12 protein-coding genes are annotated in these 12,944 nt (G+C 66.6%); 9 read left to right on the top strand and 3 right to left on the bottom strand.

Annotated elements, in window-relative coordinates; all coding sequences use genetic code 11:
* Positions 1 to 121: 121 nt before the first annotated feature.
* The 6 genes from ACH13J_RS07565 to ACH13J_RS07540 all read left to right on the top strand — a co-directional run bounded on the left by ACH13J_RS07565 (position 122) and on the right by ACH13J_RS07540 (position 5,747).
* Positions 122 to 1,036 carry a lipid A-modifier LpxR family protein gene (locus tag ACH13J_RS07565; RefSeq protein ID WP_397542718.1) on the top strand — a complete coding sequence of 305 codons (915 nt, stop codon included), beginning with the start codon at positions 122 to 124 and terminating at the stop codon, positions 1,034 to 1,036.
* An 85-nt stretch (positions 1,037 to 1,121) separates the two neighbouring features.
* Positions 1,122 to 2,186, top strand: a complete 1,065-nt coding sequence (locus tag ACH13J_RS07560; RefSeq protein ID WP_397542717.1) for a Hint domain-containing protein — start codon at positions 1,122 to 1,124, stop codon at positions 2,184 to 2,186.
* A gap of 215 nt (positions 2,187 to 2,401) precedes the next feature.
* Positions 2,402 to 3,022 (top strand): 30S ribosomal protein S4, encoded by a 621-nt coding sequence (gene rpsD, locus ACH13J_RS07555; RefSeq protein WP_397542716.1) that lies wholly within the window; start codon positions 2,402 to 2,404, stop codon positions 3,020 to 3,022.
* 114 nt (positions 3,023 to 3,136) lie between these two features.
* A complete protein-coding gene (gene hisC / locus ACH13J_RS07550) occupies positions 3,137 to 4,222 on the top strand; it encodes a histidinol-phosphate transaminase (protein ID WP_397542715.1) in 1,086 nt (361 codons plus the stop codon).
* Complete coding sequence (locus ACH13J_RS07545; protein ID WP_397542714.1) at positions 4,219 to 5,136, top strand: prephenate/arogenate dehydrogenase family protein; 918 nt, start codon at positions 4,219 to 4,221, stop codon at positions 5,134 to 5,136. Before hisC ends, ACH13J_RS07545 begins: the two co-directional genes overlap by 4 nt.
* Before the next feature lie 14 nt (positions 5,137 to 5,150).
* Positions 5,151 to 5,747, top strand: a complete 597-nt coding sequence (locus ACH13J_RS07540) for an extensin family protein (RefSeq protein ID WP_397542713.1) — start codon at positions 5,151 to 5,153, stop codon at positions 5,745 to 5,747.
* Between the two features lie 48 nt (positions 5,748 to 5,795).
* On the opposite strand, the gene ACH13J_RS07535 is transcribed toward ACH13J_RS07540, so the two are convergent.
* The 3 genes from ACH13J_RS07535 to ACH13J_RS07525 form a co-directional block, all read right to left on the bottom strand.
* On the bottom strand, positions 5,796 to 6,272 hold the full coding sequence (locus ACH13J_RS07535) for a copper chaperone PCu(A)C (protein WP_397542712.1): 477 nt from the start codon (positions 6,270 to 6,272) through the stop codon (positions 5,796 to 5,798).
* Between the two features lie 76 nt (positions 6,273 to 6,348).
* The gene (locus tag ACH13J_RS07530) at positions 6,349 to 6,675 is read right to left on the bottom strand and encodes a hypothetical protein (RefSeq protein ID WP_397542711.1); all 327 of its coding nucleotides are present in this window, start codon (positions 6,673 to 6,675) and stop codon (positions 6,349 to 6,351) included.
* A gap of 87 nt (positions 6,676 to 6,762) precedes the next feature.
* Positions 6,763 to 7,767, bottom strand: a complete 1,005-nt coding sequence (locus tag ACH13J_RS07525) for a DUF2125 domain-containing protein (RefSeq protein ID WP_397542710.1) — start codon at positions 7,765 to 7,767, stop codon at positions 6,763 to 6,765.
* 69 nt (positions 7,768 to 7,836) lie between these two features.
* Between ACH13J_RS07525 and ACH13J_RS07520 the strand changes: the two genes are divergently transcribed.
* From ACH13J_RS07520 to ACH13J_RS07510, 3 genes are all read left to right on the top strand, one after another.
* Complete coding sequence (locus tag ACH13J_RS07520) at positions 7,837 to 8,367, top strand: gamma-glutamylcyclotransferase (RefSeq protein ID WP_397542709.1); 531 nt, start codon at positions 7,837 to 7,839, stop codon at positions 8,365 to 8,367.
* A gap of 68 nt (positions 8,368 to 8,435) precedes the next feature.
* On the top strand, positions 8,436 to 9,674 hold the full coding sequence (locus ACH13J_RS07515; RefSeq protein WP_397542708.1) for a biopolymer transporter ExbB: 1,239 nt from the start codon (positions 8,436 to 8,438) through the stop codon (positions 9,672 to 9,674).
* Between the two features lie 3 nt (positions 9,675 to 9,677).
* A complete protein-coding gene (locus tag ACH13J_RS07510; RefSeq protein WP_397542707.1) occupies positions 9,678 to 12,860 on the top strand; it encodes a peptidoglycan -binding protein in 3,183 nt (1,060 codons plus the stop codon).
* Positions 12,861 to 12,944 lie beyond the last annotated feature (84 nt).

Below are 12,944 nucleotides of genomic sequence, written 5' to 3'. Positions count from 1 at the left end.
TGGCTGAATCGCCGCAGGCCGGCCTCGTCTCGGCGGGACGACGGGTTGCGGGCTGGCAGCCGCGGCAGGTTGTTTGCTATCAGCAACCCGCCGGGGGGCCACATCGAGAGTACGGGGACTCATGCTACGCCTTCTCGCCGCGCTTTGCGCGCTGTGCCTTGCGGCATTTCCGGCCTCCGCGCAGGAGCGCGGGCTTCACTACGGCCTTCTTTTCACCAACGACTCCCTCGGGGACGGCGAGGACCGCTGGCGCACAGGGTCGTTCGCGTCCAGCCTTGCCTACGCGCCGGGGTGGTCCGGCGCGCTGCCGCGCGGGCTGGGGCAGCTATGGGAGTTGCGGGTCAACGGCCAGGTGATCGCACCGTCGAACCTGCAAGCGCCGGCACCGCAGGACCGCGTTTATGCGCAGGCGCTTTCCTTTGGCCTGCACACGCATTTCCAGCCGAATGCCATCGAGTATTCGCTTGGCGGTGACCTGGTGGTGACGGGTCCGATCACTCAGCTCGACCACCTGCAGGAGATATTCCACGACATCTTCGGCGGCCGCGGTGCATCTCCGGCCGCCAAGGCCGCCCAGATCAGCGATGACCTCGACCCGGCCCTCGTGGTCGAGGCCGGGCGCGAATTCCGTCTGGGCCATGCGGCGCGGCTGCGCCCGTTCATCGAGGCGCGGGCGGGTGTCGAAACGCTGGTGCGCGCCGGGGCCGACCTGACCTTCGGCCGCTTTGGCGCGGGCGGTCTGCTGGTAAGATCACCCGTTACCGGGCAGCGTTTCAGCGTGATCCAGGAGGACGCCTATCAGGGGGTGTCGCTTTTCATGGGCGCCGACATCGCCCATGTCGCCAGCAGCGAATTCATCCCCTCCAGCGGGGCCGCGCGACTGCGTGACACGCGGTCACGGGCGCGGGCGGGCATGCATTGGCGCAACCGCTCCGGCACCAGCCTGTTCTACGGGCTGACGTGGCTGGGCAAGGAATTCGCCACGCAGTCCGAGACGCAGGTCGTCGGATCGATGCAGTTGCGGGTCAAGTTCTGATTCATCGTTGATTGTTCAGGGTTTGCAGGGCGATCCTTATCTGATACACTCGTTTGAATAAAAATATAGAGGCAGGAAATCAGGTATGGAGACGGGCTTTCGGGGCGCGTTCGTCATATCCTGGTCGCAGACGGAAGTGGACGGGCTCATCGCAGCCCCGATCGAAACGCTCTCGGTCGGCGCGTCTTGGGCATGGCGCGGCGAGGTGGTCCGGGTGGACGGCCCGAACGGCATTCTGCGGCTTGAAGGACATGACAGGCACGCGGCACGGCGCAAAGGCGCGGCGAAACTCGTGCGGCGGCTGGTCGCGGCGGCACGGGATACACGGAGCAACCTTCACGAGGTCGAGGTCAACGAGCCACTGGCCGATACCGGCTTCGTCGTTACCGACGGGCTGAGGACATACACGGTAACGGTCATACCGGTTGGCAACGGGTCGCCGCCGCTGCTGGTCTTTGTCGATGACCTGCCCCCGCATGAGCGCGAGCTGTGGGTGGTGCACCACTCGCTCGATGCGCTGGCGCGCAACACCACGGCCCCGGAGGCCGGCGGCGTCATCTGCTTTACGCCCGGCACGCGGATAGAGACACCCTGCGGGCCGCGCCTGGTGGAGGAACTGCGCGAGGGCGACTACGTTCAGACCAAGGACAACGGCCGCCAACCGGTGCAATGGATCGGCAAGCGGCGCATGACCGGCGCGCGGCTGTTTGCCATGCCGCATCTGCGCCCCGTCCGGATGCGCATGGGGGCGCTTGGCATCCACCAGCCGGACCAGGAGCTGCTGGTGTCTCCAGAGCACCGCATGCTGGTCAAGGGCGCGGTGGCGCGGTCGCTTTTCAACACACCCGAGGTGCTGGTCTCGGCCAAGGACTTGGTTAACAATGACACCATCGCGTTCGACCTCGCGGTGCGGGAGGTGACCTATATCCACCTGCTGCTCCCGCGGCACCAGGTGCTGTGGGCCAACGGCGTCGAGACCGAGAGCTTCCACCCCGCCTCGGCCGCGCTGACCACGCTGGATGCCTGTGACCGCGAAAGGCTTCTGGACATCAACCCGGCGATGGAACACGAGCCCCATGCCTATGGCGGTTTCGCCCGGCGCAGCCTGAGCGTGTCGGAGGCGGCGATCCTCATGCACGAGGCGGCCTGACCGGGGTCATCCATCGCGTTGCGCACCACCGGGGCGGTTCGGGGAACATGCGGCAGGGCGCCGCTGCCCCTTGCCGGTTGACTCCCACCCGTGGCCCTGTATAAGCGCGCCTTCATTGGTGTTGGTGGCCCCCGCAAGGGGATGCCTGTCGGCCGACCGGGATGCGCCGGGACGCAAAGGACAACGCCCTTCTATGGATCGGAAGGAGACCAGAGGTGACCAAACGCACCGCTGCCAAGTACAAGATAGACCGCCGGATGGGCGAAAACATCTGGGGGCGCCCGAAATCCCCCGTCAACCGTCGCGAATACGCCCCCGGCCAGCACGGCCAGCGCCGCAAGGGCAAGATGTCCGACTTCGGCCTGCAGCTGCGCGCGAAGCAGAAGCTGAAGGGATATTACGGCGACCTGACGGAAAAGCAGTTCCGCCGCATCTTTGCCGAGGCGGAGCGCGTCAAGGGCGATACCGGCGAGCTGCTGATCGGCCTGCTTGAACGCCGGCTCGACACGGTCGTTTACCGGTCGAAATTCGTGCCGACCATGTTCGCCGCCCGCCAGTTCGTGAACCACGGGCACGTGCGCGTGAACGGCAAGAAGGTCAACATTCCCTCCTACCGCGTCAAGGAAGGCGACGTTGTGGAGGTGCGCGACCGCTCCAAGCAGATGACCGCGCTGCTGGAGGCCGTTCAACTGCCCGAGCGTGATGTGCCCGACTACATCGAGGCCGACCATTCCAAGATGACCGCGAAATTCGTTCGCACGCCCGGCCTGTCCGACGTGCCCTATCCGGTCCACATGGAACCCAACCTCGTCATCGAATTCTACGCGCAGAACTGAACGTTCTGCATACCGCGAGAAAGGCCGCGACGGGGGACACCGCCGCGGCCTTTTCGTTTGCTCTGGTCAAGGCGGGATGGCGCTTATATCAAGACCGTGAAGGAGTGAGGGCAAATGACCAAAATCGAGCCGCAGCCCGGGATCATGGAGATCGCGCCCTATGTCGGGGGGGCCTCGACCGTCGAGGGCGTCGCCAACGTGGTGAAGCTGAGCTCGAACGAGAACCCGTTTGGCCCAAGCGAAGCCGCCAAGGAAGCGTTCCGCAAGGCCGCTTTCGAACTCCACCGCTATCCCTCGTCCGACCATGCGGGCCTGCGCGGGGCCATAGGCGAGGTGCACGGCCTGGACCCGGCGCGCGTTATCTGCGGCGTGGGCAGCGACGAGATCCTTGCCTTCCTGTGCCAGGCTTACGCCGGCCCGGGCGATGAGGTCATCCATACCGAGCACGGCTTCGCGCTCTACAGGATTGGCGCTTTGGCCAACGGTGCGACGCCGGTCGAGGTGCCCGAGCGCGAAAGGGTGACGGATGTCGATGCGATCCTTGCCGCGTGCACCCCACGCACCCGCCTTGTTTTCATCGCCAATCCCAACAATCCAACCGGCACGATGATCGGCGAAGCGGAGCTGGCGCGTCTGGCCGATCGCCTGCCCGAGCAGACATTGCTGGTGATCGACGGCGCCTATGCGGAATACGTGGAGGGATATGACGGGGGCGCAGCGCTGGTTGAGGCACGCGACAACGTGGTGATGACGCGCACCTTTTCCAAGCTTTACGGTCTTGGCGGGCTTCGGGTCGGCTGGGGTTACGGCCCCGCGCACGTGATCGAGGTGCTCAACCGTTTGCGCGGTCCGTTCAACCTCAGTCATGCCGCGCTCGTCACGGCCGAGGCTGCGCTGCGTGATACGGCGTGGGCCGAGAAATGCCGCGCCGACAACACCCGGCTGCGCGCCTGGCTGGCGGAGGCGCTTGCCGAGCGTGGCGTGCCTTCCGACACCTCTTTGGCGAATTTCGTGCTCGCGCGCTTTGCCGACGCGGCCGAGGCCGAGGCCTGTGATGCGTTCCTCAAGTCCGACGGGCTGATCGTGCGGCGCGTGGCGGGATACAAGCTGCCCAACTGCCTGCGTATCACGGTCGGAGACGAGCCGTCCTGCCGCCGCGTGGCCCATGCCGTGGGCCGTTTCCTGGAGGGCGCACGATGAACCCGATCTACGACCGCGTGGCGCTGATCGGGCTGGGATTGATCGCCTCTTCGATGTACTGGGCCATCCGGCGCGCCGGGCTGGCGGGCGAGGTCACGGGCTATGCGCGGTCCGCCGAAACACGGGACGTGGCGCGGCAGATCGGCCTTTGCGACAGGGTGTGCGAAAGCGCGGCCGAGGCCGCGGAGGGTGCCGATCTCGTGGTGTTGTGCGTGCCGGTGGGGGCGATGGGCAGCGTCGCCGGCGAGATCGGCCCGGTGCTCAAGCCCGGCGCGACGGTGAGCGATGTGGGTTCCGTCAAGGCCGACGTGATCGCGGCCGTGGCCCCGCATCTGCCCGAGGGTGTGCACTTCGTGCCCGCGCATCCCCTTGCAGGGACGGAGCATTCGGGGCCGCGCTCGGGGTTCGCCGGGTTGTTCGAGAACCGGTATTGCCTGATCGTGCCGCAGGCGGGCAGTGACCGGGACGCCGTCGCGCGTCTGGAAACCTTCTGGCAGGCCATGGGGGCCAAGACCGAGGAGATGGATGCCGAGCATCACGACCTCGTGCTGGCCGTCACGTCACATGCGCCGCATCTCATCGCCTACACCATGGTCGGCGTGGCCGACGATCTGCGCCGGGTGACCGACAGCGAGGTGATAAAATACTCCGCGGCAGGCTTTCGCGATTTCACCCGCATCGCCGCCTCCGATCCGACCATGTGGCGGGACGTGTTCCTGCACAACAAGGCCGCGACACTGGAAATCCTCGGGCGGTTCACGGAGGAGCTCTTTGCGCTTCAACGCGCGATCCGCACCGAGGATGGTGATCACCTCTTCGACTATTTCACTCGCACGCGGGCCATCCGCCGTGGTATCATCGAAGCCGGGCAAGATACCGACGCACCGGATTTCGGGCGTGTGAAAAGAGGCTGAGAGCAATGAGATTCATGGTATTGGCGCCCCTCGTGCTGATGGGGTGTTCGCTGTTGGGCGGGCGTGACGACCCGGACATCTCGAGCCGCGGCTCTGTCTGCGGGCACGCTTCGATCAAGGGTGCGGTTGCCGGGCCCGTCACCGGCAACAACGCCGCCTGCGGTTTCGGAAACGCGGTCGAGGTGCACGCCGTGGGCGGTGTCCGGCTGAGCCAGCCGGCGCTGATGGAATGCAGTACCGCGCGGGTACTGGATGACTGGGTGTCGCGCGACATGGACCGGATCATCGGTATCATGGGCGGCGGGGTCGAAGAACTGGACGTGGCCGCGCATTACGCCTGCCGAACGCGCAACAGCCAACCCGGCGCGCGCATCTCCGAGCATGCAAAGGGACGCGCCATCGACATCGCGGCCTTCCGGTTGCGGGATGGGGACAGGCTGTCGGTCGAGGAGCACTGGGACAGGGGGCGTCGCGGGCGGATGCTGCGGCGACTGCACGAGTCGGCCTGCGGCCCGTTCGGCACCGTGCTCGGCCCCGAGGCGGACCGTCACCACCAGGACCACTTCCATTTCGACATCGCCAGCCACGAGTCCGGCGCCTATTGTCGCTGAGCACGGCCCGCGCCGGAGCGCGGACCGCGAAGCCCGAACGATCGCGGCTCAATCGCCGCTGGAATGATCCATGCCGCCGTGACCCATGTCGCCGGTGCGTTTCTCGACATTGAACATGATCTCGACGTCGCCGGCCTTCTGGAAGCTCAGCGTGACAGGCACCTCGTTGCCGGCCTCGAAGGGGGCGCTCAGCCCCATGAACATCACGTGGTAACCGCCCGGAGCCAGTTCGACGGTTTCTCCCGCCGGTACGGCGATGCCGTCGACATGCTGCATCCGCATGACGCCGTCTTCCTCGTAGGACCGGTGCAGTTCAACCTTGGGGAAATCGGCATCGACACCGACCAGCGTGTCATCGGTTTCGCCCACATTGGTGATCGTGACGTATCCGCCCCCCGCGCGGGCCGTGGTGGCCGTCTCGAAGATGCGCGGATGCATGATCCGGAGATCCCCGAAAGCATAGTCGCTGGCGGCCGCGGCAGACGGCATTGCGAGGGCGAGCGCGATTGCGGAAAGCGTTTTCATCTTTGTCTCCTGTTCGAAGCGTTGTCTTCGGGCTGTATGGCCCGGCATTGAAAAAAATCGGATGTCGTCAGAAGCTTCAAACGGCAGGAGGCGCCCGCGGGAGCGACGGACGGCGCGGAGAGGGCACGTGCCGCGGCGGGCTGGAAAGGGCCGGCATGGACAGGTGGACGAGCCGGGACATCGCCGCCGCGGGTGCGGCGGCGGATGCGGTTCCGGCCGCCTGTGACAACGCGCAGAATTCGGCCTTTTCGGTGACGTCCGCCGGCTGTCCGTCCGGTCCGATCCGCAGGGTGCGAAGGCCGTCGCCGGTGCAGATGACAAGCACATGGCCATTGGCCAGGCCCGCAAGCGCGGCGAGCCCGGCACCCTGCGGCGCCAGGATCCCGAGCGTCACGGCCATCATGGCGATCAGTCTGATGAACCAGCGAACCATGCGCTGCAGCTAATCCTCCGGCCGTGGCCTCGGCAACAGGAAAACGGCCCCCTGCGGCTATCTGAGGCGGAGCACGGGCGCCCGCCCCAGCGGAACCGGACCCAGCTGCACGCGCCCCCCCTGGAAGGTCAGCGGGATATCCAGCGTCCGGGGATGCCCGGCCATCCGCGAGACGAGCGACAGACCATCCTCCAGCGTATCGGCAAAGCCGCCGCTGATCTGGTCCGAGGCGACGGCAAGTTGCAATATGTCCCGCCAGTTGCGTGCCTTGACCACGATTTCGCCTTCGGGGACGCCGGCGCCGTCCACCGTCAGCTGGCCTGCCGCTTGCAACTCGAGCCGTCCCCAGCTTGCCTCGGCGAGACGAATGTCGATCTCGCGTGGCTGGGGGCGGGCCTCCTCGATCGCGGACCGGTCCCACGGCTTGTCGAATTTCACCGTCAGGTCCGCCTTGAACGCGTCGAAACGCTCCGGCAGCGTGCCCGCGGGGTCCAGCTTGACCCGCCAATCGAGCGCGGGAGACAGCCCCTCGGCGGCCAGTCCGAAGCGGTACTTGGCGGGATGGGCCGGTACACGCTCGGCTGCCAGCCTCAACGCCTCGGCCCGGGTCGGCTGTTCGGCGTTTGCCGGTGTGACCGACAGTTTCTCGGCGGTCAGTGTCGCGCGTTCAAGCGGCAGGCGGATGTTGGCGCCGGTCACGATGCTCGCGCGCATGTCGCGGCTTGCGACCTCGTATTTTTCCCGCGGCGTGGCGATCAACTGGCGTTCGGGCCACACGGCGATCACGTGGTGCGGCTTGTAGCTGAGCTGAAGTATCTGGAAGAAAGGTGCCTCCCACGCGAGGCCAGTATCGGGATCGGCAAGGGCGATATCCGTGAACGACGTGTCGAAACGGTTGGGAAATCCGCGCGTTTCGATATCTGCCGCCTCGGCAACCCAGCCCTCGCCGCGGCGCGCATCCAGCCAGCTTTCGAAAGCGGTGGTCATCCCGGTGCTGCCAACGAACCAGTATCCCGACCACGCGGTGGCCGCGCTCACGATCAGGGTCAACAGGATGCGCATCGTGCCTCTGCCTCTTTAAAGCCGTTCAGGGATGGTGTTTAAGCCCTCGCAACGACGAGGAACAGCGAAATGACGATGTGGGTTTTCGGATACGGTTCGCTTGTGTGGAACCCCGGCTTCACGGCGCGCGAAACCGCGATTGCCACGTTGCCCGGTTATCACCGCAGTTTCTGCATGCGCAGCGTTCACCACCGGGGAACGCCGGAAAACCCCGGGCTTGTCCTCGCGCTTGACGCGTCGGACACCGCGTACTGCACCGGCCTTGGCATGCGCGTTGACAGGAACGACGAGGCCGAGGTGCTGGCCTACCTGCGCGAGCGTGAACTCGTCTCCGCGGCCTATATCGAGAAGGAGCTGGCCATCGACCTCGCCGATGGACGCCGCGTGGATGCGGTGACCTACGTGATCGACGCCGACCACGAACAGTACTGCGGCGCGATCGAGCTGGAGGAACAGGCACGCATCATCGCGCGCGCGGCCGGCGGGCGGGGGCCCAACACGGAGTATCTGTTCAATACCACCGCCCATCTGCGCGAGCTGGGCATCAGGGATGCAGAACTGGACTGGCTGGTGACCCGTGTGCGCCAGATCGTGGGATAATTTCTTGGCTTGCCACCATATAGAGCGTAGGGTGACAACAAGAAACGTCAGAGCCGGGAGCCGTCCAGATGGACCAGCCGGACCGTGAGGTCGCGCCGCAATTCTCGCAGCCCGTCCGCCAAATCATCCTGATGCTGATCGTGCTCGGCCTGACCGGGACCGGTGCATTTGTGGCGTTGCCGCGCGTTCTGCCGGTGTTCGAGGCTAACCTCTATCTCAACGGGTTCATCCTGTTCGTGTTCTTCATCGGGGTGGTGGCGTGTTTCTGGCAGGTGTTCCAGCTGATCGGCTCGGTCCGGTGGATCGAGGATTTCGTCACCGGCCGTCCCGGGCACACCACGATAAAGGCACCGCGCCTGCTGGCCCCGCTGGCGCAGCTCATGCGGCAGCGCAGCACGAAGCGGATGGAAATCGCCGCCAGTTCGGCGCGGTCAATCCTCGACTCCGTGGCGCAACGGATCGACGAGGCGCGCGAGATCACGCGCTATATCGTCAACATGCTGATCTTCCTCGGGCTTCTGGGCACGTTCTATGGCCTTGCGACGACGGTCCCCGCCGTGGTGGACACCATTCGCAGCCTTGCCCCACAGGAGGGCGAGGGCGGTGTCGAGGTGTTCAACCGCTTGATGACGGGGCTGGAGGCCCAGCTGGGCGGCATGGGGGTGGCGTTCGCCTCGTCGCTTCTGGGGTTGGCAGGTTCACTTGTGGTCGGGTTGCTGGAGCTGTTCGCCGGACACGGGCAGAACCGCTTTTACCGCGAGCTTGAGGAGTGGATGTCCTCGATCACGCGGGTGGGGTTCGCCGCGGGCGACAGCGAGTTCGGCGGCGAGAATGCCGCGCTGGCGGGGTTTCTCGAACAGATGACCGAGCAGATCGACGCGTTGCAGCAGATGGTCACGCAGTCGGATGTCAGCCGTGCCATGGTCGACGAGAAACTGGGTGTTCTGGCGGATTCCGTCGAAAGACTGACCCACAGGATGGGCGATACCAACCCAATCAACAGTGCGCTGATGCAGGTTGCCGACGGGCAGGAGCGGCTGATCGCCGCGATCGAGGCGCAGGGCGGCGCCACCGCCGATACCGGGCTTGACGCGGAAAGCCGCATGCGCCTGCGATCCATTGACGTGCAGATGTTGCGGATCCTCGAGGAAATCAGTGCCGGCCGCCAGGAAACGATGACCGAGATCAGGACGGACCTCGCGGCGCTGACCAAGATATTCAACCAGCTGCGCGCCGCGGAAAGCGGTCAGCGCCGCGCCGTCCAGCCCCGCCAGTCCCGGACCGATCAGGCCGGAGGGGAGGGCTGATCCATGCCCCTCTCGCGCCGCACCGGCCAGCGTTTCCAGTCGTCCATCTGGCCCGGCTTCGTGGATGCCATGACCGGCCTTTTGCTGGTCCTGATGTTCGTGCTGTCGATCTTCATGATCGTGCAGTTCGTCCTCCGCGAAACGATCAGCGGACAGGAAAGCAAGCTGGACGAACTGTCGGCCGAGGTCGCGCAGCTGTCGCGCGCGCTGGGAATGGAGCGCGACCGCAATGCCAGCCTGACGGAACGGGTGGGCGAGCTAAGCGCGACGCTGGGGGACGCGCGCCAGCGGCAAAGGGAACAGGCCGCCACGATTGCCGCCCTTGAAAGCGCGCGAGAGGAACAGGACGCGGCCCTCTCGGCGGCGCGCGACCGGATCGCCAGCTTCGAGGAACAAGTGGCCAGCTTGCTGGCCGAACGCGAGAGCAATCTGGGCACCATCGCCGATCTCGAGGCGCGGGAGCAGGAGTTGCTGTCAGAGCAGGAACAGCTGAACCTTGCGCTTGCCGATCTGCGCGAGGAGATCGACGCCCAAACCGAGGCGGCGCGGCTGGCCGCGGCGCGGCGCGAGGCGCTCGAGGCGCTCGTTTCCGATCTGCGGCGGCGGTACAATGACGAGCGGCAGGATGTCGTGGCGCTGAGCGGACAGGTGAAAGACCTGGAGGCCGAGCTGAGCGAGGAGGAGCAGGCGCGGCTGGCCGAGGCAGCCGCGGCCGAGGCGCTGCGCGAGAAGTTGAAGAACGCGGAGGCCGAGCTGACCTCGATGACGCTGGCGCTGGAAGAAGAGCGCCGCCGCGCGGAAGAAACGCTGACCATGCTTGCCGCCGCGGAGGAGGCCAAGGAGGATCTCGACATCCGGCTTGCCGCCGCGCTGCTGGCGCAGGAGGAGACGGAGACGGATCTTGCCGCGGCGTTGAGCGACAGCGATGACAAGGACGCGCGCATCGCGGCGCTCGAGGACCGGTTGGCCGAGACGGAAGAGACGGCAGAAGCGCGGGCGAGCCGGCTGTCCACGCTCGAGGCGGAGCTTGCCGCGGCGCTGGCCGATGCCGAGGACAAGAACGCGACGGTGACCGCGCTGCGTGCCGAGCTGCAACAGGCGCAAACCGACGCAACCCGGACCGAACGGACGCTGGAGGCGCGCATCGCCGCGGCAGAGGCCGCAATGGCCGACCTGCGCGCCGAGGCCGAGCAGACCGAGACCGACCTCGCCGCTGACAAGGCCGCGCTGGAGGCCGAGGTTTCGCGGCTGCAATCCGACCTCCTGGCGCTGCGCACGGCGCGCGATACGCTACGCCAGCAGGTGACCGGGCTGACGGAGCGGGCCGAGACCAGCGAGGCCGCGCTCGCGGCGGCGCAGGAGGAACTCGACGAAGCCGAAACCGAGCGCCGGGAGGAGGTGGCGCGACTTCAGGCGGAACTCGCCACGCTGCGCGATACCCGCGATGCGCTGCAAGAGGAGGTCGCCGCACTGACACGGCGCGCCGAAACCGCCGAGGGAGAGCTGGAAACGGCGCGGCAGGATCTTTCCGCGACCGAGTCCGAGCTGGAGCGCCGGCTCGCCCGGCTTCAGGCAGAGCTGACAACGCTCGGCGCGGCGCGCGATAGCCTGCAGGACCGCGTGGCAGAGTTGACAGCGCGCGCCGAAAAGGCCGAGACGGCGAGGGATGCACTTGCCACATCGAAAACCGGGCTTGAACGCGAGTCCGAACAGTTACGCTCCGAACTCTCCGCTTTGCGGATTGCCCGCGACGCCTTGCAGGAGCGGGTTGCCGCGCTGACTCAACGGGCAAGCATGGCCGAGGGGGACCTGGCGGAAACTGAGCAGGCGCTCGTCTCGACCCGCGGCCGGCTGGAGGAGCGGCTGGAAACGCTGGAAGCCCGCTTGGCCCAGATGCGCGACACGCGCGATACGCTGGGTGCGCAGAACTCGGACCTCGAGGCGCGGCTGGCCAAGCTGGAAAACGACATCGCGAGGCTGCGCTCGGAGCGCGATGCGCTGGCCGGCGACGCCAAGAGCCTCGAGCAGAGGCTGGCCGAGGCGCTGGCCGCCAAGACCGCCGCCGAGAACGAGACGGTCGAGAACGCCGATCTGATCGCCGACCTGCGCCGGCGCCTGGAATTGCGCGATCAGGCGCTTGAACGGGTGCGCGCGCGGCTGGCACAGGTGCTTTCCGCCCAGCAGGATGCCGAGGCCGGAGCGCAAGAAGCCGACGAGCTGCGCCGGCGCCTCGCGGCCGCCCTGGCCGCAAAGGCGGAGGCCGAGGATACCGCCGATGCCCGGGCGCGGGAAATCGAGGATGCGCGTGACGAGCTGGCACAGGCGCTGGCCGCCAAGCTGGCGGCAGAGCAGGATGCCAAGACCCGTCTGAGCAAGGCGGAAGAGCGCGCCGCTCTTTTGCAGGAGGCCCGCCAAGAACTGGCGCGGCAAGAGGAGCTGACGGAACAAGCGCGCCGGGAACAGGCGCTGCTCAACCGTCAGGTGGCCGCGCTGCGCGAGCAGCTTGGCGAGTTGCAGGCGCTGCTGGACGACGCCCGCGCGCGCGAGGCCAAGGCCAACGTCCAGATCGAGTCGCTGGGCGAGGATCTCAACGTGGCGCTGGCCCGTGCCGCGGCAGAGGAACGCAAGCGCCGGCAAGAGGAAGAGGCCAAGCGCAAGCTGGAAGAGGAAAAGCGCCGGCTGACCGAGGAGCGCAACGCCCTTCTGGAGGAGGAGAAGGAGAACCTCGAGAAATACAAGTCGGAGTTCTTTGGCCGTTTGCGCGATATCCTCGGAACACAGGAAGGCGTGCGTATCGAAGGCGACAGGTTCGTGTTCTCCTCGGAGGTCCTGTTCGCCCCCGCCGAGGCGGACCTGTCGGAAGAGGGCAAGGCCGAGATCGAGAAGGTGGCGCGCATCCTGCGCCGCGTGGCGGATGATATCCCCGAAGGCATAGACTGGGTGTTGCAGGTCGAAGGCCATACCGACAACACCCCGATCCGCAACAGCCCCGATTTCGACGACAACTGGGAACTCAGCCAGGCGCGTGCCTTGTCGGTGGTGCGTTACATGACCGACGAGCTCGGTTTTCCACCGGCGCGCCTGTCCGCCGCGGGTTTCGGAGAGTACCAGCCGATCGATCCCGCCGATACCGATGCGGCCCGGGCGCAGAACCGGCGGATCGAGTTGAAGATTACCGAGAAGTAGGGGCCGCGCGATCTGTCCGTGCCCCGGCCATGAAAAAGGCCCGGCGCGGAAAGCGCGCCGGGCCTCGGGGCATTCAGGGTATGA

Origin of the sequence: Roseovarius salis (genome assembly GCF_044472985.1) — a bacterium.
In the GTDB taxonomy this organism is placed as follows: domain Bacteria; phylum Pseudomonadota; class Alphaproteobacteria; order Rhodobacterales; family Rhodobacteraceae; genus Roseovarius; species Roseovarius salis.
Note: the sequence above shows the minus strand (reverse complement) of the source record. Positions and strands in the feature narration are given on the sequence as shown.

Coding starts and splice junctions, on each gene's coding strand:
- ACH13J_RS07545 (WP_397542714.1), top strand. CDS start 4,219: ATGAACCCGATCTACGACCGCGTGGCGCTGATCGGGCTGGGATTGATC.
- ACH13J_RS07530 (WP_397542711.1), bottom strand. CDS start 6,675: ATGATGGCCGTGACGCTCGGGATCCTGGCGCCGCAGGGTGCCGGGCTC.
- ACH13J_RS07560 (WP_397542717.1), top strand. CDS start 1,122: ATGGAGACGGGCTTTCGGGGCGCGTTCGTCATATCCTGGTCGCAGACG.
- ACH13J_RS07510 (WP_397542707.1), top strand. CDS start 9,678: ATGCCCCTCTCGCGCCGCACCGGCCAGCGTTTCCAGTCGTCCATCTGG.
- ACH13J_RS07515 (WP_397542708.1), top strand. CDS start 8,436: ATGGACCAGCCGGACCGTGAGGTCGCGCCGCAATTCTCGCAGCCCGTC.
- ACH13J_RS07535 (WP_397542712.1), bottom strand. CDS start 6,272: ATGAAAACGCTTTCCGCAATCGCGCTCGCCCTCGCAATGCCGTCTGCC.
- ACH13J_RS07565 (WP_397542718.1), top strand. CDS start 122: ATGCTACGCCTTCTCGCCGCGCTTTGCGCGCTGTGCCTTGCGGCATTT.
- ACH13J_RS07520 (WP_397542709.1), top strand. CDS start 7,837: ATGACGATGTGGGTTTTCGGATACGGTTCGCTTGTGTGGAACCCCGGC.
- ACH13J_RS07540 (WP_397542713.1), top strand. CDS start 5,151: ATGGTATTGGCGCCCCTCGTGCTGATGGGGTGTTCGCTGTTGGGCGGG.
- hisC (WP_397542715.1), top strand. CDS start 3,137: ATGACCAAAATCGAGCCGCAGCCCGGGATCATGGAGATCGCGCCCTAT.
- ACH13J_RS07525 (WP_397542710.1), bottom strand. CDS start 7,767: ATGCGCATCCTGTTGACCCTGATCGTGAGCGCGGCCACCGCGTGGTCG.